Here is a 23424-nt window from a genome sequence, read left to right as displayed (position 1 = left end):
GAGGGGCGCTCTGGCTGTGAGCTATCTCTGACAATTCCAACAAAAGAGAGGCAATAGCAATGGGTGTGTATGACTACAAAAACTTCGGCACAGCCGATTCCAAGGCATTGTTCAGCGATGCCATGGCGATCACGCTGTATTCCTATCACAACCTCGATAACGGCTTTGCCGCCGGTTATCAGCACAACGGTTTTGGTATCGGCCTGCCCGCCACGTTAGTGACCGCGCTGCTCGGCGGTACTGATTCGCAAGGGGTGATTCCCGGTATTCCGTGGAACCCCGACTCGGAAAAACTCGCCCTCGACGCGGTGAAAAAGGCCGGCTGGACACCGATCACCGCCTCGCAACTGGGCTACGACGGCAAGACCGACGCGCGCGGAACCTTCTTCGGCGAGAAGGCCGGTTACACCACCGCCCAGGTGGAAATCCTCGGCAAGTACGACGCCCAGGGCCATCTTACGGAAATCGGCATCGCCTTTCGCGGCACCAGCGGCCCGCGGGAAAACCTGATCCTCGATTCGATCGGCGACGTGATCAACGATCTGCTGGCAGCCTTCGGTCCCAAGGATTACGCCAAGAATTACGTCGGCGAAGCGTTCGGCAATCTGCTCAATGACGTGGTGGCGTTCGCCAAGGCCAACGGCCTGACCGGCAAGGACGTGCTGGTCAGCGGCCACAGCCTCGGCGGGCTGGCGGTCAACAGCATGGCCGATCTGAGTGGCGGCAAGTGGGGCGGGTTCTTCGCCGATTCCAACTACATCGCCTACGCCTCGCCGACCCAGAGCAGCACCGACAAGGTGCTCAACGTCGGTTACGAAAACGATCCGGTGTTCCGTGCCCTCGACGGCTCGGCCTTCACCGGCGCCTCGGTCGGCGTGCACGACGCGCCCAAGGAATCGGCCACCGACAACATCGTCAGCTTCAACGATCACTACGCCTCGACCGCGTGGAATCTGCTGCCTTTCTCCATCCTCAATATTCCGACCTGGATCTCGCACCTGCCGACCGCTTACGGCGACGGCATGAACCGGATCATCGAGTCGAAGTTCTACGACCTGACCAGCAAGGACTCGACGATCATCGTCGCCAACCTGTCGGACCCGGCGCGGGCCAGCACCTGGGTGCAGGACCTCAACCGCAACGCCGAAACTCACAAGGGCAGCACCTTCATCATCGGCAGCGACAGCAACGATCTGATCCAGGGCGGCAGCGGCAACGACTACCTCGAAGGTCGCGCCGGCAACGACACCTTCCGTGACGCTGGCGGCTACAACGTGATTCTCGGTGGCGCCGGCAACAACACCCTCGACTTGCAGAAATCAGTGAACACCTTCGACTTCGCCAACGACGGCGCCGGCAACCTGTACATCCGCGACGCCAACGGCGGGATCAGCATCACCCGCGACATCGGCAGCATCGTCACCAAGGAGCCGGGCTTCCTCTGGGGCCTGTTCAAGGACGACGTGACCCACAGCGTCACCGCCAGTGGTTTGAAGGTCGGCAACAACGTCACGCAGTACGAGTCCAGCGTCAAAGGCACCACTGGCGCCGACACGCTCAAGGCCCACGCGAGCGGTGACTGGTTGTTTGGCCTGGACGGCAACGATCACTTGATTGGTGGCGCCGGCAACGACGTGTTTGTCGGTGGCGCCGGTAATGACCTGATGGAGTCCGGGGGCGGGGCGGATACGTTCCTGTTCAACGGCGCGTTCGGTCAGGATCGGGTGGTGGGTTTTACGGCCAACGACAAACTGGTGTTCCTTGGCGTGCAGGGCGTGTTGCCCAACGACGACTTCCGCGCTCATGCCTCGATGGTGGGACAGGACACGGTGCTGAAGTTTGGCGGTGACTCGGTGACGCTGGTTGGGGTGGCGCTGAATAGCCTCAGTGCCGATGGCATTGTGATCGCCTGATGCATCCGTAACCTGTGGCGAGGGAGCTTGCTCCCGCTGGGTCGCGAAGCGGCCCTGAAGACTTTGTGAGCGCTACGCGCTCAAGCGGGAGCAAGCTCCCTCGCCACAACTCGGTATCAAAAGTGACTCGACAGCCACACCCTGACTCAAAAGCTCTGCAAACCGCAGAAGCGGCCTAAAGCCAGCACGTGCACACACGTTCTATAGCTAGCCGTCATTGAGTACAGGAGATGCACACGTGAGAAGGTTCCAGGGGTATGTCGGGATTGTCGGACTGGCGCTGTTATCGGCCAATGCCTGGGCCGATCTGCCGCCAACCTCGATTCTGAGCCGTTACGGGATCAGTAGCGATCAACTGCCGAAACCGCAAAAGACCGAAGCGCTCGAGCCGGTCGAAGCGAAAAGCGTGTTTCAGATCCAGCCCGAACAACCTTTCGTGACGTTCCGGCGCGGTGACGACAAACAGGCACAAGCCACCGGTAACCTGAGCATTGACCGCATGACCCAGCAGGACCTGGAGCGCTGCCGGCGTCTGCAAGCCGAGCTGGCGCGGCGGGGCGAGCAGTATTTCAGCTGTGACAACAGCATTGTGGGTTTGCCTGCTTTCGAATAACCCATGCGGATAACACTTTCCTGTAGGAGCTGCCGAAGGCTGCGATCTCTTGATCTTAAAAACAAAGTCAAAAGATCGCAGCCTGCGGCAGCTCCTACACGTACAGCGGGGTGTCAGTCTTCTTTGCGCACCGTCGCCACTTCGTCGCCGCGGACTCTCACCTTGGTCCCGGAAATATCCTCGAACTCATAGAACCCGTCCTTGTTCTTGGTTTTCGGCATGTCCTTGGTCAAATACTGGGTGCCGTTCTGCAAGGTCACCACGGTCGGCGTCGAGCAGCCGGCCAATGCCAGCAAGGCCGCTACCGCCAGGGGAATGCCCAGAGTCTTGATCTTCATACCCACCTCAAATACCTCATTCCATATCAATTGACCGACGTCGGTCTCTAACGCGGTTGGTGCCATCGAACCGGGAAAAGTTCGATGACAGCCTGAAAAAATCCCGATTGCCACTGCCATTGATCTTTTTCCGTTTGCACGCGACCGGGCAGAGCTGGTATCTGTACGCATAACCAGTATTTGCTCGCCATGGCCCTGAATTCCCGTGACTGCCAACCCGCTCGACGATCCGTTCTATTACCTTAACAACTTCCGGCAAGTGCTTGATTGGCTTGAGCTTCGCTATGCCGATGTGATGAGCGAAGCCGAGCACGGCTTTATCCGCGACTTCAAGGCTTTGCCACGCGCCTCCCAGGGTCTGCTGGTGCGCATGGTAATGCGCAAGGGCGTGCATTTCCGCCTCGGCAAACTCAACTACCCGGAAATCGGGGACATCAGCGACGCCGCGCAGCCGTTGTTGAGTCATGGCTGGCTCGACGATCAGGCTCTGTTGAACGTGGCCGAAGTGTTCGACGTGTTGCTCAAGGCCGAACTCCTGCAAGCGTTCGGCAGGTTTATCGAACAGCCCAAGGGCCGCAAGGACGACTGGCTGCCGGCGCTCGCCGAGCAGTTCAGCGAATCGCGCAGCCTCTACGACTGGGCGCCGACGTTGGCCGAACGCTTGCTCAGCCTGACCATCATGGACCTGTGCGACCGCCTGCGCCTGATGTTCTTCGGCAACCTGTATCAGGACTGGTCGGAATTCGTCCTCGCCGACCTCGGCATCTTTACTTACGAAAAAGTCGAGTTCTGCGCCGACTCCCGTGGCCTGCGCAGCCGAGAGGACGTTGACGCCTGCCTGTTCCTGCATCAGTGCCAATTGCGTTTCGAAGCCGGTGAACCGTTGGAGCCGATTGTCGAGCAGGTCAGCGCATTGCAGTTCGACAACCCGTGGCTGCAACGTCGACGCGGCAAGGTGCTGTTCCAGATCGGCCAGTATTGCGAGCGCATCACTGAGTTCGCCCTGGCGCTGAGCATTTACCGCGATTGCGCCTACCCCGGCGCTCGTCAGCGAATGATCCGGGTGCTGGAGCGCTGCGGCGAATACGCACTGGCGCTGGAGCTCGCGACGTTCGCCGAACAGGCGCCGGAAAGCGCCGCCGAACAGCAGAGCCTGCAGCGGATGCTGCCACGGCTGCGACGCAAACTCGGCGGGCCGCCGCTCAAACGAACAGCGCCACGCCCGGTCGAGCGCCTCGATCTGCAACTGCCGCGCACCGATCCGTCGCTGTCGGTGGAGTTCTATGTGCAGGCGCATCTGCACGAAGACAGCGGCCCGGTGCATTACGTCGAGAACAGCCTGATCAACTCGCTGTTCGGCCTGTTGTGCTGGCCGGCGATTTTTGCGCCGCTGCCGGGAGCGTTCTTTCATCCGTTTCAACGCGGGCCGGTGGATCTGCTCAACGAAGATTTCCAGCAACGCCGCGCCGAGCTGTTCCAGGCCTGCCTCGACCAGCTCGATGATGGCCGTTACGCCGCGACCATCCGTGAGCGCTTCGTTGCCAAATGGGGCGTGCAGTCGCCGTTCGTATTCTGGGGTGCGTTGAATGAGCAACTGCTGGAGCAGGCGCTGGCGTGCTTGCCGGCCGAACACCTCAAGCACTGGTTCAATCGCCTGCTGCTCGACATCAAGGCCAACCGCGCCGGCATGCCCGACCTGATCCAGTTCTGGCCGCAGCACAAGACCTACCGGATGATCGAAGTCAAAGGTCCCGGTGACCGCTTGCAGGACAACCAACTGCGCTGGCTGGAGTTCTGCCACCAACACCAGATGCCGGTCGCCGTGTGCTACGTGCAATGGGCGGAGCAGAGCGCTTGAGCTACAGCATTGCCGTCCGTGCCCTATGCGAGTTCACCGCCAAGACCGGCGACCTCGACCTGCGTTTTACCCCTTCGCCGACAGCCCTCGAAGGCATGCTCGGGCATCGCACCGTGGCCTCGCGGCGCAGCGACAAATACCAGAGCGAAGTGGCGCTGGAAGGCGAGTTTCTGCAATTGAAGGTCAGGGGCAGGGCGGACGGCTACGACCCGGCGCAGAACTGTCTGGAAGAAGTCAAAACCTATCGCGGCGACCTCAGCAAGCAGCCGGCCAACCACCGCCAGCTGCATTGGGCGCAGGCGAAAGTCTACGGCTGGCTGATGTGCCGCAAGCTTGCGCTTGAGCAGATCAATCTGGCGCTGGTGTATTTCGACATCGTCAGCGAAAAGGAAACCTGTCTGGTCGAGGCCTTCAGTGCGTCAGCCTTGCAGGCGTTTTTCGAACAGCAATGCCGGTTGTTCCTGAACTGGGCCGAGCAGGAAATGGCCCATCGCGAGGCACGCAATCGGGCCGCGCAGCAGTTGAGCTTTCCCCACGCCGACTTTCGCCCCGGCCAGCGGCATCTGGCCGAATCGGTGTTCAAAGCGGTCAGCACCGGCCGCTGCCTGATGGCCCAGGCACCGACCGGAATCGGTAAAACCCTCGGTACACTATTCCCGATGCTCAAGGCTTTGGCGCCGCAGCAACTGGACAAGGTGTTCTTCCTGACCGCCAAGACCCCGGGGCGCAAACTGGCGCTGGATGCCAGTCAGGTGTTGTTCGAACAGTCGCCAGACTTGCCGTTGCGGGTGCTGGAGATGGTCGCCCGCGACAAGGCCTGCGAACACCCGGACAAAGCCTGTCACGGCGAGTCCTGCCCGTTGGCCCAAGGCTTTTATGATCGCCTGCCCGCCGCCCGGCAAGCGGCCAGCCGGATCAATCTGCTCGATCAGGCGGCGATGCGCGAAGTGGCCCGGCAGCACACGGTGTGCCCGTATTACTTGAGCCAGGAAATGGCCCGTTGGGCCGATGTGGTGGTGGCGGACTACAACTATTACTTCGATTTCAGTGCGCTGCTGTTCGGTCTGGCCCAGCTCAATCAGTGGAAAGTCGCGGTGCTGGCGGATGAAGCGCACAACCTGGTCGAGCGCGGGCGTTCGATGTACAGCGCCAGTCTCGATCAGGCCGCGCTGGCCAGTGTGCGCAAGACGGCCCCCGAGGTGCTGAAAAAATCCCTGCAACGGGTCAATCGTGAGTGGAACGCGCTGCATCAGCTGCAACTGGCGCCGTATCAGGCCTACGACAAAGCCCCGGAGAAACTGCTGCAAGCGGTGTCCCTGTGCAGCGCGGCCATTGGCGATTACCTCAATGACCATCCGCAGGGGCTCGACAGCGCGCTGCAAACCTTCTATTTCGACATGCTGCAGTTTGGCCGCGTGGCGGAACTGTTCGACGAGCATTACCTGTTCGACATCAGCAAGCGCGACCTCGAGCGCAAACGGCCGCTGTCGCAGTTGTGCCTGCGCAACGTGGTGCCGGCGGCGTTCATCGGCCCGCGCCTGAAAGCGGCGCGCAGCAGCGTGCTGTTCTCGGCGACGCTGAGCCCGCGGCGCTATTACGCCGACCTGCTCGGTACGCCCGCCGACACGGTATGGATCGACGTCGAATCACCGTTCAGCGCCGATCAGTTGCAGGTGCAGATCGTCAGCCGGATTTCCACGCGCTTCAATCATCGCCAGGCGTCGCTGGAGCCGATCGTCGAGCTGATCGCCCGCCAGTTCAGCGAGCGTCCGGGCAATTACCTGGCTTTCTTCAGCAGCTTCGATTACCTGCAACAGGTGCTGACGCTGCTCGCCGAACGCCATCCGCAGATCAATCTGTGGCAGCAGTCCCGGGGTATGGCTGAAGGGCAGCGTCAGGCCTTTCTCGATCAGTTCAGCGCCGACAGCCAGGGCATCGGCTTCGCCGTGTTGGGCGGTGCATTTGGCGAGGGCATCGACCTGCCCGGGGCAAGGCTGATCGGCGCGTTCATCGCCACTCTGGGGCTGGCCCAGCTCAACCCGGTCAACGAGCAGTTGAAGCGGCGCATGGCGGCGATCTTCGGCGCCGGTTACGACTACACCTATCTGTACCCTGGCGTGCAGAAAGTGGTGCAGGCCGCCGGTCGGGTGATCCGCACCCGCGAGGATCGCGGCGTGGTGATGCTGATTGACGACCGGTTTGCCGAGCCGCGAATCCAGCAGCTGTTGCCCCGCTGGTGGGCGCTCGGCGCAGAGGCGTGCGCCGATCAAAGCGAGAATAGAAGCGCGTTTGCACCTTCCCAAGGCGCCGGATTGCCGCATACTTAAGGTAATGAAAACCAGCGGTGACCCTGATGAGTGATAACCCGAGCAAAACCGCCGCGATCGAGGAGATGCGTTTCCGTCTGCTGATCGATGCGGTAGTCGATTATGCGATTTACATGATCGATCCGGACGGCATCATCACCAGCTGGAACTCTGGTGCCAAACGCTTCAAGGGCTACGAGAAGGAAGAGATTCTCGGCGAGCATTTCTCGCGCTTCTACACCGAGCAGGATCGCGCCGCCGGCTTGCCGCAACGGGCGCTGGACACCGCGATCCGCGAAGGACGTTTCGAAGGCGAGGGCTGGCGGGTGCGCAAGGACGGTACGCATTTCTGGTCGCACGTGGTGATCGATCCGATCATCGACCCGGACGGCACGCTGCTGGGCTTCGCCAAGATCACCCGCGACCTGACCGACCGCAAGATGGCCGAAGAAACCCTCAAGCAAAGCGAGCAGCAGTTCCGCTTGCTGGTGCAGGGGGTTACCGACTACGCGATCTACATGCTCAGCCCGGAAGGTCGGGTGTCCAACTGGAATCAGGGTGCCCAGCGAATCAAGGGCTATTTGCCGGAAGAAATCATCGGTCAGCACTTTTCGATCTTCTATACCCCCGAGGACCGCGAGCACGGTGAGCCACAACGGGCGCTGGAGACTGCGGTCCGCGAGGGACGGTTCGAAAACCGCAGCTGGCGGGTACGCAAGGATGGCAGCCGGTTTCTCGCCCACGTGGTGGTCGACGCCATTCGTGGTGAAACCGGGACGTTGCTGGGTTTTGCGAAAATTACCCGCGATGTGACGCAGGCCCATGAGTCGCAAGTGGCCCTGGAAAAGACCCGTGAAGCGCTGTTCCAGGCGCAGAAGATGCAGGCCATCGGTCAACTCAGCGGCGGCATCGCCCATGACTTCAACAATTTGCTGACGGTGATTCTCGGCAATCTCGAGATTCTGCAGAAGCGCATCGGCGAAGATCCGAAAAACGGTCGACTGCTGGAGAACGCCACTCAGGGGGCGTTGCGTGGCGTATCGCTGACCCAGCGCATGCTGGCCTTCGCCCGCCGTCAGGAACTGAAGACCGAGTCGGTCGATATCCCGCAACTGGTGCAAGGGATCACCGGGCTGTTACGCAGTTCGATAGGGCCGGGGATTCGCATCGACACGCGGTTTCCCGAAAACCTGCAACCGGTGCTCGCGGACAGTAACCAACTGGAGCTGGCGTTGCTTAATCTGGCGACCAACGCCCGTGATGCGATGGCGGAAGGTGGCAGCCTGACCATTACCGCGCAGCCGGAAGTCGTGCTTGAGCAAAGCCATTCCTCAATGGCGGCGGGGCACTATGTGTGCCTGAGCGTGATCGATACCGGCGAAGGCATGGACGAAACCACGCTGGGTTCGGCCAGGGATCCGTTTTTCACCACCAAAGGCGTGGGCAAGGGCACCGGACTGGGCCTGTCGATGGTGCATGGCTTTATCGAGCAATTGGGCGGCCGTTTCATTCTCAAGAGTGAAAAGGGCCATGGCACCACCGCTGAACTGTGGATACCGGTGGCCGTGGCCGGTGTGACGGCCAAGACCTTTTACCCGGCGGTCGAGCCGGTTCTGGTCCCGCGCCTCAGTGTGCTGGTGGTGGACGACGACTCCTTGGTGTTGACCAGCACCACGCTGCTGCTCGAAGACCTCGGGCATCGTGTCATCAGCGCGACATCCGGCGACGCGGCGCTGGCGCTGTTCGATCAGGGTAAAGTCATCGACCTGATGATCACCGACATGGCCATGCCGCAGATGAGCGGCGCGCAATTGGCTCACAGCGTGCGCCTGCTCAAGCCGGAGCTGCCGATCATTCTGGCCACCGGCTACGCCGAACGCCTCGAAGGCTTCGCTGCGCAACTGCCGCGTCTGCCCAAGCCGTTCACCCAGCTCAACCTGGTGGAAATCATCGCCCAGTCGATGAAATGAATCCGCCTGAACTTGTCCGTGGCGAGGGCCTTCTAACAGGTTTCCCCGCCACGGAGTGCGCGTCCCTTGCCTCGCATACTGACCCAGCCCACCGCTGAAGAGCACTTGACCGAACACGACGCCAAAATGTTCGGTTCACCCAAGGAACGCCTGGATTTCTACCGCAAGGAAATCCAGTACGAAACCAGCATCCTCGCCAACCGTACCGATGCCTATCTGGCAGCGCAGTCATTTCTGGTGATTGCCTTTGCCTCGTGCATGGCCAACCTCAACCCCGAGTGGGGCAAGCTGTTCACGCTGGTGGTGCCGCCGTTTCTCGCACTGCTCGGGCTGCTCAGTTCACTCAACGCCTGGCCGGGGATTCGTGCGGCGTACGACATCATTGATCACTGGCACTACAAGCAGAGCGAGTTGTTGCGCAGCGAGCCGATCATGGGCATGGCTTACGACGAGTCGCCGCTGTTCAGTGAAATGGAGTCGAGCCACAAGGGCTATCGCAAATCGCTGTTGTTTTCGGTGCGCACCCCATGGATCTTCGCCACGTTCTGGATATTGCTCGGTGCTTACGCGGTGTTCATTCAGGTGACCAACCCCGGAGGCTGAGCACCGCCCAAAGAAAAAGCCCGGACATCGCTGCCGGGCTTTTTCTTGGGCGCTTTATTCGACGGTTTCAAGCTGTCGACGCAACTCCTGCGAGTGATGCGGTGACATCGGAATCGGCGGGAAGTCTTCGTTGAGGACGCACAAGTGATCGATGGCTTCCTCGAACTTCGCATCGGCTTTGCGGCGCAGTGCTCGATAGTGCTCAAACTGCTCGAGGTCCAGATTGTCCGCTTCCAGCAGCTCATAAGCGGCTCGGTTGAGGACGTGGGCATCTTCGAACAGTTGACGATTGCGTTCCAGGGCCAAAGCCCTGCAAGCCTTGATTTGTGCAGGAGTCGAGCATTCTTTCATGACCGTGACCTTGTTATCCAAAGATTCCGTTTCAGGGCTGCAAGCCGCAGGGGAACCGAACCTGCCGGACCCCGCCGAGTGCATCCAGCGAGGGGTTATGGTTGTGACTGTCGGCTTTGGTCGAGGGATCCATTTATTTTCAGAAAAAAGTTCGATGGATCGACCGAGGGAAACTTGCGGAAAAAATCAGTTTTTTCGTTTTTGCCGTTGTTCGTAGCGCGCCAGCAATGGCTGGGTGCTGATGCCGTGCAGCAAAATGCTCAACGCCACCACCGACAGGGTGATGTTGGTGCACAGCGTCGCGACCGAAGGGCTCAGGCCATGGTTCAAGGCATAAAACAGGTAGAACAGGCTGCCGATCCCGCGAATCCCGAACCAGCCGATCAACAGGCGCTGACCACCGTCGAGCAAGGTGCCCCATGGCATCAGCGCCACGCAGAGCGGACGCACCACGCAGAACAGCACCGCACCAATGACTAACGCCCGCCAGTCCCAATGCGGCACCAGCACCACGCCGAGCAGGGTCACCAGAAACACTTCCATGGCCCGTTCCACCAGGCTGCCGAACGAGAGCATGTCGCCCATCATGATCCCGGCGGCGACCTGACTGCTTTCCAGTCGTTCGGTATCACCGTGCACCGCGTGCTGTGGTTCGACGTTCTGGTGGCCCACCACAGGTTGCACCAGATGTTCGGCGGGCGGCTGACTGGCGCCAGTGGATTTGACTTCTTCCTGGCGCAAACCAAGGCCAGCGGCGAATACCGACAGAAATCCATAGCCGCCAATCGCATCTGCGCCGACGTAGGCCAGGGCAATCAGCGACAGCGCCAGGTAATCATTCGGGCTCAGGGTGCTGTCGTCATTACGGATGCGCAGCGACAGGGTGATCCGACCAATGCCGCGCCCCATCCAGTAACCGGTCAGCAGACCGACCGGCACTGCCCAGAGCAAACCGTGCAGCACCCAATCAGTCAAAGCGCCGGGTTGCGCGTCGGCCTGCAACAGCAGCAAGCCGAGAATCACGAACGGAAAAGCGATGCCGTCGTTGAGCCCGGCTTCACCGGACAGGCCAAAGCGCACGCTGTCGACATCCCGCGCATCGTTGACCTGCACCAGCGCGGCCAGCACCGGATCAGTCGGTGCGAGCATCGCCCCGATCAGCAGCGAAGGGCCCCACGACAGTTGCAGGCCCCAGTGCAGCAATATGCTGACCCCGGCGATGGTCAAGACCATCACCGGGCCGGCCAGCCCGAAAGCAATCCGCCAGCGCTTGTCGCGCAATGGCAGACGCAGCTTGAGCCCGCAGACAAACAGCGAAAACAACACTGCGACTTCCGTGAGGTGTTCCATCCACACCGAGGCGTTTTCCAGTGGCAGCTTCAGCAAATCCAGACCGCTCGGGCCGATGCCGACCCCCAGCAACAGGCACACGGCCGAGGTGGTGACCGGCATCCAGCGCAGGTACGACGAAGTCAGCGCGAGGGTCAGCAACACGGCGCCCAGTACCGCGACCCAGATGACAAAGCTCATCGGGGCTTACAACATCGGCTTGCCGCCGGTAACGCCGTAGCGCTGGCCGGTGATGTAACTGGCTTCATCCGAGGCCAGCAGCACATAGATCGGCGCCACTTCCACCGGTTGTCCGGGGCGACCGAGCGGGGTTTCGCTGCCGAAGTTCTGCACTTCTTCATCGGGCATGGTCGAGACGATCAACGGCGTCCAGATCGGCCCGGGGGCCACGCAGTTCACGCGGATTTCTTTCGGCCCGAGTATCTGTGCCAGACCGCCGGTGAAGTTGGCAATCGCGCCTTTGGTGGTGGCGTAAGCGAGCAGGGTCGGTTTGGGCATGTCCGAGTTGACCGAACTGGTGTTGATGATCGACGAACCGGGGCGCATGTGTTTGAGCGCCGCCTGACACAGGCGGAAAATCGCCGTGATGTTGACGTCGAAGGTCATCACCCATTCTTCGTCGGGGATTTCTTCGAAGGTCTCGTGGGTCATCTGGAACGCGGCGTTGTTGACCAGAATGTCGATGCGCCCGAAGCGTTCGACGGTCTTGTCCACCAGTTCCTGACAATGGGCCTTCTGCGCGAGGTCGCCGGACAGCAGCAGGCATTGGCGGCCCGCCTGTTCGACCCAGCGCGCGGTCTCTTTGGCGTCGTCATGTTCATTCAGATAGGCCACGACCACGTCAGCGCCTTCACGGGCGAAGGCGATCGCCACTGCGCGGCCGATGCCGCTGTCGGCGCCGGTGATCAGCGCAATCTTGCCGGCCAGCCGCCCGGAACCGACGTAGCTCTGTTCGCCGCAATCGGGGTAGGGCTGCATTTTGCTTTGCGCGCCCGGGACGGTTTGGGCCTGTTTGGGGAAGGGCGGTTTTGGGTAATCGGTCATCACAAATCTCCGAGGTCTCAGGGCAGGTATGGGTGGTTGACCCGGACGGTTTGCCGTGAGTTCGATCGGATTTGCGCTGCACACCCGCTGCAAACACAAAGCCTCTGTAGGAGCTGCCGAAGGCTGCGATCTTTTGCTCTTGTTTTTAACAATCAAAAGCAAAAGATCGCAGCCTGCGGCAGCTCCTACAAGGGATCATCTGTGTTTTCAGGTGTTGCGGTGTGCCAGGGCGCGCTCCATGCGGCTGATGCCTTCTTCAAGCAACGACCTTGGGCAGCCGAAGTTCAGGCGCACGAACTGTTGGTGTTGATCACCGAAATCCACCCCGGCGCTGAGAGCGACCTTGGCCTGTTCGAGGAAGAACTGCTGCGGATTGCCCAGTTCCAGCGCCGAGCAATCGAGCCACGCCAGATACGTCCCTTGCGGCACGTTGATGGTCACGCCCGGCAAGCGGCTGCGCACCGCATCCACCAGCCAGTCGCGATTGGCCTGCAGGTAGGTTTTCAGTTCGGCCAGCCACGGCGCGCCTTCGCTGTAGGCGACGCGGGTGGCTTCCATGCCCAGCGGGTTGACGCTGTCGACCATGCCGCAACGGGCGTGGTTGACGCGTTCGCGCAGGGCGGCGTCCTGGATGATCATGAACGAGGTCTTGAGGCCAGCGATGTTGTAAGCCTTGCTGGCGGACATCAGGGTGATGGTGCGCTTGGCAATTTCCGGACTGAGGGACGCGGTCGGAATGTGCGAGCGGCCGTCGAAACACAGCTCGGCGTGGATCTCGTCGGAGATGATCCAGGCGTCTTGGGCCACACAGATATCGGCCACGGCTTGCAGCTCTTCGCGGCCAAAGACTTTACCGATCGGGTTGTGCGGGTTGCTCAGGAGCAGGGCGCCGCCGCCGTGCAATGCTTCGCGCAGGCTGTCCAGATCAGTGGCGTAGGTGCCATCCGCCAGAGCATCGAACGGCAGTTCAACCTTGTTCAGCCCCCAATGGCCCGGCGCCTGGCGCAGTGGCGGGTAGTTCGGCACCTGCACTACGACGTTCTGCTGCGGTTTGACCAGCGCCTTGAGGGCCATGTTGAAACCGGATTCGACGCCCGGCAGGAAGATCAGCTCCTGCGGTTTGACCTTCCAGGCGAACTTGTTCCACAGGTCGGCGACGATGGCTTCACGCAGATTGTCCTGGGCCACGCTGTAACCCACCAGCGGGTGCAGCAGACGCTGCTGCAAGGCCTCGATGACCACGGGTGGCGCGGCGAAATCCATATCAGCGACCCACATCGGCAACACGTCGGCCGGATAGCGGCTCCACTTGGTGCTGCCGGTGTTGTGGCGGTCGAATACCTGATCAAAATCGAAAGTCATGCGCGGTCTCGTGAAGGCGGGATTGGTCCTGGGCGCCATTCTAAGCCCAACCCGACCCATGTGGGAGCTGGCTTGCCAGCGATGGCGTCGTCACTGTCGCTATTAGTGTTAACTGATCCACCGCTTTCGCTGGCAAGCCAGCTCCCACAGGGTTTTGTGTTCGTTGGCGGATGTACCGACAAACGGCCGACGGTCGGTTTTCACACAGAGTGTGTGGTCATTGTCTACAGTGAAAAAACCGGCAGTCATTCTGCCGTAACCGTGTTTGTCCAGAAAAAGCCCGGCTCAAGTACCGGGTTCCACCTGATCAGGAGTGCACGATGGATCTCAGCCGTCGTCAATTCTTCAAGGTCGCCGGTATCGGCCTTGCAGGCTCTAGCCTGGGCGCGTTGGGCATGGCCCCGACGCAGGCCTTCGCCGAGCAGGTGCGTCACTTCAAGCTTGCCCACACCCATGAAACCCGCAACACCTGCCCGTATTGCTCGGTCGGTTGCGGGTTGATCATGTACAGCCAGGGCGATGCCGCGAAGAACGTCGCGCAAAATATCATTCACATCGAGGGCGACGCCGACCACCCGGTCAACCGCGGCACCCTGTGCCCAAAAGGCGCGGGCCTGCTGGACTTCATTCACAGCCCGGGCCGCTTGCTGTATCCGCAAACGCGCAAGCCCGGCAGCAGCGAATGGACCCGGATCAGTTGGGATGAAGCGTTGGATCGCATCGCCGATCTGATGAAGGCCGACCGCGACGCCAATTTCATCGAGAAGAACGCCACCGGGCAAACGGTGAATCGCTGGCTGACCACCGGGTTTCTCGCCGCGTCGGCCGCGTCCAACGAAGCCGGTTACATCACCCAGAAGGTGATTCGCAGTCTCGGCATGCTGGGGTTCGATAACCAGGCGCGTGTCTGACACGGCCCGACGGTGGCAAGTCTTGCCCCGACGTACGGCCGTGGAGCCATGACCAATACCTGGACCGATATCGCCAACGCGAATCTGATCCTGGTGATGGGTGGCAACGCAGCAGAAGCGCATCCGTGCGGCTTCAAATGGGTGACCGAAGCCAAGGCGCATAACGCTGCCCGGCTGATCGTGGTCGACCCGCGTTTTACCCGGACCGCTTCGGTGGCCGACTATTACGCGCCGATCCGCACCGGCACCGACATCGCCTTCATGGGCGGGTTGATCAATTACCTGCTGACTCAGGACAAGATCCAGCACGAATACGTACGCAATTACACCGACGTCTCGTTCATCGTCAAAGCCGGCTATGGCTTTGAAGACGGCATCTTCAGCGGCTACGACGCGGCCAAACGCAGCTACACCGATAAATCCGGCTGGGGTTACGAGCTGGGCGAGGACGGCTTCGTCAAGGTCGACCCGACCCTGCAGGATCCGCAATGCGTCTATCAATTGATGAAGCAGCATTACAGCCGCTACAACATTGATCTGGCGAGCCAGATCTGTGGGATGCCGGTCGATGCGATGCAGAAAATCTGGGATGAGATTGCCACGTGCTCCACGCCCGGCAAGACCATGACCATCCTGTATGCGCTCGGCTGGACGCAACACTCGATTGGCGCACAGATCATCCGCAGCGCGGCGATGGTGCAACTGCTGTTGGGCAACGTCGGCATGCCCGGCGGCGGCGTTAACGCGTTACGCGGGCACTCGAATATTCAGGGCCTGACCGACCTCGGGTTGCTGTCCAACTCGCTGCCGGGCTATCTGACCCTGGGCAGCGATGGCGAGCAGGACTACAACGCCTTCATCAAAAAGCGCACACAAGTGCCGCTGCGTCCGGGGCAATTGTCCTACTGGCAGAACTACAGCAAATTCCACGTCAGCCTGATGAAGTCGTGGTACGGCGCCAACGCCACGCTGGAGAACAACTGGAATTACGACTACCTGCCGAAACTCGATATCCCCAACTACGACGTCCTGAAGATGTTCGACCTGATGAGCCAGGGCAAGGTCAACGGCTACATGTGCCAGGGCTTCAACCCGATCGCCGCGCTGCCCGACAAGAACCGGGTGATGGGCGCGCTGGCCAAGCTCAAATGGCTGGTAGTGATGGATCCGCTGGCCACCGAAACCTCGGAATTCTGGCACAACGTCGGGCCATACAACGACGTGAAAAGTGCGGAGATCCAGACCGAAGTGATTCGCCTGCCGACCACCTGCTTTGCCGAGGAGGACGGTTCGCTGGTCAACAGCAGCCGTTGGCTGCAATGGCACTGGAAAGGCGCCGACGGCCCCGGCGAAGCGCAGACCGACATTCGCATCATGAGCGAACTGTTCCTGCGCCTGCGCAAGCGTTATCAGGCCGAGGGCGGCAAGTTCGCCGATCCGCTGCTGAACCTGTCGTGGCCGTACAAGATCCCCTTCGAACCCTCGCCGGAGGAGCTGGCCAAAGAGATCAACGGCAGCGCCATGGCCGACTTCACCGACGCCAGCGGCGTGGCGGTCAAGGCCGGTACGCAACTGGCCGGGTTCGGCCTGCTCAAGGATGACGGCAGCACCGCATCCGGCTGCTGGATCTTCGCCGGCAGCTGGACCGAGGCCGGTAACCAGATGGCCCGGCGCGACAACGCCGACCCGTATGGCATGCACCAGCATCTGGGCTGGGCGTGGGCGTGGCCGGCCAACCGGCGGATTCTCTACAACCGCGCTTCGGCGGATGTCTCGGGCAAACCGTGGGATCCGAAAAAACGCTTGGTCTGGTGGAACGGCAAGGCTTGGGGCGGCACCGATGTGCCGGACTACAAGGCCGATGTGCCGCCTGAAGCCGGGATGAACCCGTTCATCATGAACCCCGAAGGCGTGGCGCGGTTCTTCGCCGTCGACAAAATGAACGAGGGACCATTCCCCGAGCATTACGAGCCGTTCGAAACGCCGATCGGCATCAACCCGCTGCACCCGCAAAACAAGAAAGCCACCAGCAACCCGGCGGCGCGGATCTTCGATTCGGTCTGGGAAAGCCTCGGCGAAGCCAAGGACTTCCCGTACGCCGGCACCAGCTACCGGCTGACCGAGCACTTCCACTTCTGGAGCAAGCATTGCAAGTTGAATGCGATTGCCCAGCCGGAGCAGTTCGTCGAAATCGGCGAAGTGCTGGCGAAGGAGAAAGGCATCGCCGCTGGAGATCGGGTGCGGGTCAGCTGCAAGCGCGGGTTCATCGAGGCGGTGGCGGTGGTGACCAAACGCATCCGGCCGCTGCAGGTCAACGGCCAGGTGGTGCATCAGATCGGCATCCCGCTGCACTGGGGGTTCACCGGTCAGACGCGCCACGGTTACCTGACCAACACCCTGGTGCCGTTCCTCGGCGATGGCAACACACAGACCCCGGAATCCAAGTCATTCCTGGTCAACGTGGAGAAACTGTAAATGGCCAGCCAAGACATCATTGCCCGCTCGGCCACCACCACGGTGCCGCCCTCGGTGAGGAATCAGCAGGAAGTCGCCAAGCTGATCGACACCACCAAATGCATCGGCTGCAAGGCCTGCCAGGTCGCCTGCTCGGAATGGAACGAGCTGCGCGACGAGGTCGGCCACAACCATGGCACCTACGACAACCCGCAGGACCTGAGCGCAGAAACCTGGACCCTGATGCGCTTCACCGAACACGAGACCGACGCCGGTAACCTCGAGTGGCTGATCCGCAAGGATGGCTGCATGCATTGCGCCGAGCCGGGTTGCCTTGCGGCATGCCCAAGTCCCGGGGCGATCATCAAGCACGCCAACGGCATCGTCGATTTCGATCAGGACCACTGCATCGGTTGCGGTTATTGCATCACCGGTTGCCCGTTCAACATTCCGCGGATTTCGCAGAAGGATCACAAGGCCTACAAGTGCACCTTGTGTTCCGACCGCGTCGCGGTAGGGCTGGAACCGGCCTGCGTGAAAACCTGCCCGACCGGCGCCATTGTGTTCGGCAGCAAGGAAGACATGAAGGAACACGCCGCCGAACGCATCGTCGACCTGAAAAGCCGTGGCTTCGACAACGCCGGGCTGTACGACCCGGAAGGCGTCGGCGGCACTCATGTGATGTACGTGCTGCACCACGCCGACACGCCGAAGATCTACGCCGGGTTGCCGGATGCACCAGCCATCAGTCCGCTGGTGGGCCTGTGGAAAGGCATCAGCAAACCGCTGGGTCTGCTGGCAATGGGCGCGGCGGTGCTGGCCGGGTTCTTCCATTACGTGCGTATCGGGCCGAATCGCGTCGAGGAAGATGAACATCCGGCGCCACCCGATACCTCGGTGCATGTCGTTGATCCGGCGGTGCACACCTTCGATCCACGCGGGGAGGACCGGCCATGAGCAACAAGACGATCCTGCGCTACACCGCCAACCAGCGCACCAATCACTGGCTGGTGGCGATTCTGTTCTTCATGGCCGGGCTGTCGGGGCTGGCGTTGTTTCATCCGTCGATGTTCTGGCTCACCAACCTGTTCGGTGGCGGGCCGTGGACACGGATTCTGCACCCGTTCATGGGCGTGCTGATGTTCGTGTTGTTCCTCGGCCTGGTGTTCCGCTTCTGGCGCGCGAATTTCTTCATCGACAACGATTGGAAGTGGTTGCGCCGCATTGATCGGGTGTTGGTCAACGATGAGGAAAGCGTACCGCCAGTGGGCAAGTACAACGCCGGGCAGAAGCTGCTGTTCTGGACTTTACTGCTGTGCATGCTCGGGTTGCTGTTTACCGGGCTGGTGATCTGGCGCGCGTATTTCAGCGCGTACTTCGGCATCACCGTGATCCGCTGGGCCATGCTCCTGCATGCGCTGGCCGGGTTTGTGCTGATCCTCAGCATCATCGTGCACATCTACGCCGGCCTGTGGATCAAGGGCTCGGTGGACGCGATGCTGCATGGCTGGGTCAGCCGCGCCTGGGCAAGGAAACACCACGAACTGTGGTATCGCGACATCACCCGCGACGAACGCAATCCGGACGTGCCGGAGCGACCGATCACCAAAAAGGGCTGACCTTTGGCAACCATTCTTGAACCCGGAGAAATCGAAGCGGCGGCCAGTTCGCCGCCGTTTCTGCACCTGCCACCGCACGATCTGTTCACTTTGCGCGCCCAGCGTCTGGAGCAATTGGCTCAAGGGCATCCGCTGGCCGATTACCTGCACCTGATCGCCGGATTGTGCCGGGCTCAGCAGCAGGTTTTCGACGATCCACCGCTGACGGCGCCGTTCGATCAGCAAAGGATCGAAGCTTGTCAGATACATGGTTTGCCGCCGTTTGCTGCCGATACGCTGGTGCGCGAGGAGGGATGGCAGGTTTATCTCGATGCCTTGCTGCAACGCTATGTGCCGCCCGATCAACCCGCCGTGGTCGACGCGCTCGCCACCGTGCGCGGCGCCAGTGCCGGGCAGTTGCGATCATGGGCGGTGGCGCTGGTCAGCGGCCAGTACTCGATGGTGCCAGCGCAGTTGGTGCCGTTTCTCGGCGCCGGGTTGCAAGCGGCGTGGAGCCACTGGCTGCTCAGCGCACCGAACCTGCAACTGAAACCCGGCGACAGCCTCAGCCAATGCCCGGGCTGTGGTTCGCCGGCGATGGCCGGGGTGATCCGCCATCGCGGCAAACACAACGGTCTGCGCTATCTGGTGTGTTCGCTGTGCGCTTGCGAATGGCACGTGGTGCGGGTCAAGTGTGTGTATTGCGAGTCGAGCAAAGGCCTGGATTACCTGAGCCTCGAAGACGATCGCCACGCCGCCAATCAGGCGCCGATTCGGGCGGAGGTCTGCCCAAGCTGCAACAGTTACCTGAAACTGGTGTACCTGGAGAACGATGCCGAAAGCGAAGCGTTGTCGGCGGACCTCAGCAGCCTGCTGCTCGACATGCGCCTGGCGCAGGACGGTTTTCAGCGTCTGGCACCGAATCTGATGCTGGCACCGGGAGACGAATGAGCAGAGCGTCTACACTCCTGAAAAACTTGTGGGAGGGGGCTTGCTCCCGAAGGGGCCGTTTCAGTCAGATTATTTGTGGCTGACTCACCGCATTCGCGAGCAAGCCCGCTCCCACAATTGGGGGCCGGTGTGCTGTATTTAGACGCGTTGCGTCTGGTCATGCCGGAGAGTCTTGTTTTCGGGAGTGGCTGATGTCTTCGAGTGTTGCCCTGCGGTTGCCTTCCATTGATGGTTTGTTGCGTCACCCGGCCTGTGTGCCACTGCTTGAGCGTTATGGTCGTGAGGCGTTGCTGAGCGGTTTGCGGCAGTTGCTGGATGAATTGCGCTCAGACGTGTTGAAAGGGCAATTGTCGGCCATTGAAATCAGTCCCGAAGTGCTCGCCGGCCGCGTCGGTGAGCGCCTGGCCCAGCAACAGCGCAGCAACGTGCGCCGGGTGTTCAACCTCACCGGCACGGTGCTGCACACCAATCTTGGCCGGGCGCTGTTGCCGGAGGAAGCCATCGACGCGGTGCAGATGGCCGCCCGTTATCCGCTCAATCTCGAATTCGATCTGGCCAGCGGCAAGCGCGGTGATCGCGACGACCTGATCGAAGGCCTGATCCGCGAGCTGACCGGTGCCGAAGCCGTCACCGTGGTCAACAACAACGCCGCTGCGGTGCTCCTGACGCTGAACAGCCTCGGGGCGCGCAAGGAAGGCATTATCTCGCGCGGCGAACTGATCGAGATCGGTGGCGCGTTTCGCATCCCCGACATCATGGCCCGCGCTGGCGTGCGCCTGCACGAAGTCGGCACCACCAACCGCACCCACGCCCGCGACTACGAAGCCGCAATCAGCCCGCGCAGCGGCTTGATCATGCGCGTGCATGCAAGCAACTACAGCATCGAAGGCTTTACCGCCCGGGTGCCCACCGCCGAACTGGCCGAGCTGGCCCATCTGCACGGCTTGCCGCTGCTGGAAGATCTGGGCAGTGGCAGTCTGCTGGACCTGACCCGCTGGGGCCTGCCGGCAGAACCGACGGTGCGTCAGGCGTTGCTCGATGGCGCGGACATCGTCACCTTCAGCGGCGACAAATTGCTGGGTGGGCCGCAGGCCGGGTTGATCGTCGGGCGCAAAGACTTGATCGCGAAGATCAAGAAAAATCCGTTGAAGCGCGCCTTGCGGGTCGACAAGTTGACCTTGGCCGCGCTGGAAGCGGTGCTCGGCCTGTATCGCGATCCGGATCGCCTCGCCGAACGTCTGCCGAGTTTGCGGCTGTTGACTCGCCCGCAAGCCGAGATCCTCGCCCAGGCGTGCCGTTTGCAACCGGCGCTGGCTGAGGTCTTGGGCACAACCTGGCAGGTCAGCGCCGTGCAGGCCTTGGGCATGATCGGCAGCGGCAGCCAACCGGTGGCGCGCTTGCCGAGTGCGGCGCTGTGCCTGCGCCCGCAGGTGTCGAAACGCTTGCGCGGGCGTTGTCTGCTGAATCTGGAAGCGACGCTGCGCCAGTTGCCGATCCCGGTACTCGGGCGCATTGACGATGATGCGCTGTGGCTTGATCTACGCCAACTCGACGACGAAGCGGCGTGGCTGGCGCAGTTGCCGCAGTTGCAGGTGGAGTCGTGATCGTCGGCACCGCCGGGCACATCGACCACGGCAAGACCTCGTTGCTGCAAGCCCTGACCGGGCAAACCGGCGACCGGCGCCCGCAGGAGCGCGAGCGCGGGATGACCATCGACCTTGGTTACTTGTATGCCGAGCTGGAACCCGGTGTCGGCCTGACCGGGTTCATCGATGTGCCGGGCCACGAGAAATTCACCCACAACATGCTCGCCGGGGCGCAGGGCATCGATCTGGTGTTGCTGGTGGTGGCAGCGGACGACGGGGTGATGCCGCAGACCCGCGAGCATCTGGCGATTGTCCAGTTGCTGGGCATTCCCCGGGCACTGGTAGCGATTACCAAGTGCGACCGGGTTGAAGCGGGCAGGGTGGCGCAGGTTCAGCGGCAGATTGTCGACCTGCTCGAGGCCGGGCCCTATGCCGATGCGCCGATCCTCGCCGTATCGAGCGTGAGCGGGCAGGGTGTCGATGAACTGCGCCAGAGCTTGCTGCAGTTCCAACGCGAAATACATGAGCGCAGTCGCGAAGGTGGTTTTCGCCTGGCCATCGACCGCGCGTTCAGCGTGGCGGGCGCCGGGATCGTGGTGACTGGCACGGCGTTGTCGGGGACGGTTACGGTGGGGGACAAACTGGCCCTTGGGCCGTCCGGCAAATCGGTGCGGGTGCGAGGCCTGCACGCGCAAAATCAGCCCGCCGAGCAGGCCTTCGCCGGGCAACGGGTGGCGCTGAATATCAGTGGTGATCGACTGGCGCTGGAACAGATTCATCGCGGCCAATGGCTGTTGGCCGAATGGCTGCACGCGCCGACGCAACGGGTCGATATCGAATTTCAACTGCTGCCCGGTGAGCGCACCTTCGAACACTTTCACCCGGTGCACGCACACCTCGGTACGCAAGACGTCATCGCCCGCGTGGCGTTGCTCGAAGGCCCGCGTTTGAACCCCGGCGAGCGGATGTTCGCGCAACTGCTGATCAACGCCCCGGTGCACGCGGTGCAGGGTGATCGCGTGATCCTGCGTGACCAGAGCGCGCAACGCACCCTCGGCGGCGGCCAGGTGCTCGACCCGTTCGCTCCGGCCCGGCAACGCCGCAGCCCGGAACGGCTGGCGCAGCTGCAAGCGCTGGCCAGCAGCGACAGTTTTGAACAGGCGCTGCCACTGCTGCTCGACCACAGCGCTGGCGGCCTCGATCCGCAACGGCTGGAGCGCCAGTTCAATCGCCAGCGTGAAGGCTGGTCGCTTCCGGCCAACGTGCGGCTGATCGACACCCGCCAAGGCCCGGTGCTGTTCAACGTCCAGCGCTGGGCGCAGTTGAAGTTCACCCTGTTGCAGCAGTTGGCCAAATTGCACGAGCTGGAACCGGACCAGATGGGGCCGGACCGTGATCGCCTGCGTCGCTTCAGTGGTCTGGCGCTGGAGCGCTCGACCTTTATCAGCCTGCTGGAAGAACTGCGTGCAGCCGGCTCGATCAACGCCAGCGGGCCGTGGTTGCATCTGCCTGATCACCAAGTGCGCTTGAATGCCGAGGACGAAACGCTGTGGCAGCGCATGCAGCCGCTGTTCGAGCAGGCCGGGTTTGATCCACCGTGGGTGCGCGACGTTGCCAATGTGCTGGCAGCGGAAGATGCCGTGGTGCGCCTGCTGCTGCGCAAACTGGCGCGACTGGGTTTGATGCATCAGGTGGTGCGCGACCTGTTTCTGACTGACGTGCAACTGCGGCGCATGGCCGACATTCTGTTGCAACTGGAGCAGGAAAATCCGTCGATCCAGGTGACAAGCTTCCGCGATGCGCTAGGCTTGGGACGCAAACGCTGTATTCAATACCTGGAATACTTCGACCGCCTCGGCCTGACCCGACGCATCGGCGAATCCCGCGTGATCCGCCACGACAACGCGCTGGCCAGTGCCGACGCACCCTGAGTTCAAAGGAAGGCAATCGCGCCCGGTGGCGCGGCCGGGCTTCAAACCCGGTTGGGGACGGCATCCGTTCCCGGGCAGGTTCGACTCCGGCTGCCTTCCGCCAATCACGCAATATTCCAAATCTCACCCAATCCCCCCTGTGGGAACGAGCTTGCTCGCGAAAGCGATCTATCAGTTGATATCAATGCTGAATGACATATCGCTTTCGCGAGCAAGCCCGCTCCCACTGGGATTGGGTTTCAAATTTGAATGACAGGAACACCAAACGACAGATCAAACCGCGCC

17 protein-coding genes and 1 tRNA gene are annotated in these 23424 nt (G+C 61.6%); 13 read left to right on the top strand and 5 right to left on the bottom strand.

The annotated features are described in order from the left end of the window. Positions 1-59 precede the first annotated feature (59 nt). Positions 60-1913: a polyurethanase gene (locus ACIOUG_RS00460; RefSeq protein WP_401061649.1), complete on the top strand. Its 1854-nt coding sequence runs from the start codon at positions 60-62 to the stop codon at positions 1911-1913. Positions 1914-2151: 238 nt separating this feature from the next. Continuing rightward, positions 2152-2526, top strand: coding sequence for a hypothetical protein (locus ACIOUG_RS00455; RefSeq protein WP_401061647.1), 375 nt, complete (start codon positions 2152-2154; stop codon positions 2524-2526). Positions 2527-2639: 113 nt separating this feature from the next. Here ACIOUG_RS00455 and ACIOUG_RS00450 read toward each other — a convergent pair whose 3' ends face one another. Continuing rightward, on the bottom strand, positions 2640-2864 hold the full coding sequence (locus ACIOUG_RS00450) for a YgdI/YgdR family lipoprotein (RefSeq protein WP_401061645.1): 225 nt from the start codon (positions 2862-2864) through the stop codon (positions 2640-2642). 205 nt (positions 2865-3069) lie between these two features. Between ACIOUG_RS00450 and ACIOUG_RS00445 the strand changes: the two genes are divergently transcribed. From ACIOUG_RS00445 to ACIOUG_RS00430, 4 genes are all read left to right on the top strand, one after another. Next, positions 3070-4722, top strand: a complete 1653-nt coding sequence (locus ACIOUG_RS00445) for a VRR-NUC domain-containing protein (protein WP_401061643.1) — start codon at positions 3070-3072, stop codon at positions 4720-4722. Further along, entirely contained in the window at positions 4719-7049 is a 2331-nt protein-coding gene (locus tag ACIOUG_RS00440) for an ATP-dependent DNA helicase (protein ID WP_401061641.1), read from the top strand. Before ACIOUG_RS00445 ends, ACIOUG_RS00440 begins: the two co-directional genes overlap by 4 nt. A 26-nt stretch (positions 7050-7075) precedes the next feature. Further along, the gene (locus tag ACIOUG_RS00435) at positions 7076-8998 is read left to right on the top strand and encodes a PAS domain S-box protein (RefSeq protein ID WP_401061639.1); all 1923 of its coding nucleotides are present in this window, start codon (positions 7076-7078) and stop codon (positions 8996-8998) included. A gap of 66 nt (positions 8999-9064) precedes the next feature. Continuing rightward, a complete protein-coding gene (locus ACIOUG_RS00430; RefSeq protein WP_003224989.1) occupies positions 9065-9601 on the top strand; it encodes a hypothetical protein in 537 nt (178 codons plus the stop codon). Between the two features lie 54 nt (positions 9602-9655). On the opposite strand, the gene ACIOUG_RS00425 is transcribed toward ACIOUG_RS00430, so the two are convergent. From ACIOUG_RS00425 to ACIOUG_RS00410, 4 genes are all read right to left on the bottom strand, one after another. Continuing rightward, a complete protein-coding gene (locus ACIOUG_RS00425) occupies positions 9656-9952 on the bottom strand; it encodes a hypothetical protein (RefSeq protein WP_401061637.1) in 297 nt (98 codons plus the stop codon). A 186-nt stretch (positions 9953-10138) separates the two neighbouring features. Beyond that, entirely contained in the window at positions 10139-11482 is a 1344-nt protein-coding gene (locus ACIOUG_RS00420; RefSeq protein ID WP_401061635.1) for a cation:proton antiporter, read from the bottom strand. A 6-nt stretch (positions 11483-11488) separates the two neighbouring features. Then, a complete protein-coding gene (locus ACIOUG_RS00415) occupies positions 11489-12346 on the bottom strand; it encodes a glucose 1-dehydrogenase (RefSeq protein WP_401061633.1) in 858 nt (285 codons plus the stop codon). Positions 12347-12553: 207 nt separating this feature from the next. Next, positions 12554-13708: a MalY/PatB family protein gene (locus tag ACIOUG_RS00410; RefSeq protein ID WP_401061631.1), complete on the bottom strand. Its 1155-nt coding sequence runs from the start codon at positions 13706-13708 to the stop codon at positions 12554-12556. A 320-nt stretch (positions 13709-14028) separates the two neighbouring features. On the opposite strand from ACIOUG_RS00410, the gene fdnG reads away from it, so the two are divergent. The 7 genes from fdnG to ACIOUG_RS00375 all read left to right on the top strand — a co-directional run bounded on the left by fdnG (position 14029) and on the right by ACIOUG_RS00375 (position 23242). Beyond that, positions 14029-17094, top strand: a complete 3066-nt coding sequence (fdnG, locus tag ACIOUG_RS00405; RefSeq protein WP_401061629.1) for a formate dehydrogenase-N subunit alpha — start codon at positions 14029-14031, stop codon at positions 17092-17094. Continuing rightward, positions 17095-18030 carry a formate dehydrogenase subunit beta gene (gene fdxH, locus ACIOUG_RS00400; protein WP_108589932.1) on the top strand — a complete coding sequence of 312 codons (936 nt, stop codon included), beginning with the start codon at positions 17095-17097 and terminating at the stop codon, positions 18028-18030. After that, a complete protein-coding gene (locus tag ACIOUG_RS00395) occupies positions 18027-18692 on the top strand; it encodes a formate dehydrogenase subunit gamma (protein ID WP_401061627.1) in 666 nt (221 codons plus the stop codon). The genes fdxH and ACIOUG_RS00395 overlap by 4 nt, the downstream gene beginning before the upstream one ends. 3 nt (positions 18693-18695) lie before the next feature. After that, positions 18696-19622 (top strand): formate dehydrogenase accessory protein FdhE, encoded by a 927-nt coding sequence (fdhE, locus tag ACIOUG_RS00390; RefSeq protein ID WP_401061625.1) that lies wholly within the window; start codon positions 18696-18698, stop codon positions 19620-19622. A gap of 191 nt (positions 19623-19813) precedes the next feature. Beyond that, entirely contained in the window at positions 19814-21226 is a 1413-nt protein-coding gene (selA, locus tag ACIOUG_RS00385) for an L-seryl-tRNA(Sec) selenium transferase (protein WP_401061623.1), read from the top strand. Continuing rightward, positions 21223-23139, top strand: coding sequence for a selenocysteine-specific translation elongation factor (gene selB, locus ACIOUG_RS00380; RefSeq protein ID WP_401061621.1), 1917 nt, complete (start codon positions 21223-21225; stop codon positions 23137-23139). Before selA ends, selB begins: the two co-directional genes overlap by 4 nt. 7 nt (positions 23140-23146) lie before the next feature. Beyond that, positions 23147-23242: transfer RNA gene (locus ACIOUG_RS00375), tRNA-Sec, on the top strand. The last annotated feature ends 182 nt before the right edge of the window (positions 23243-23424 follow it).

This window comes from Pseudomonas sp. NPDC087803 (genome assembly GCF_044742995.1).
GTDB lineage: Bacteria > Pseudomonadota > Gammaproteobacteria > Pseudomonadales > Pseudomonadaceae > Aquipseudomonas.
The sequence above is the reverse complement of the archived record's forward strand: the minus strand, read 5'-3'. Positions and strand labels throughout refer to the sequence as shown.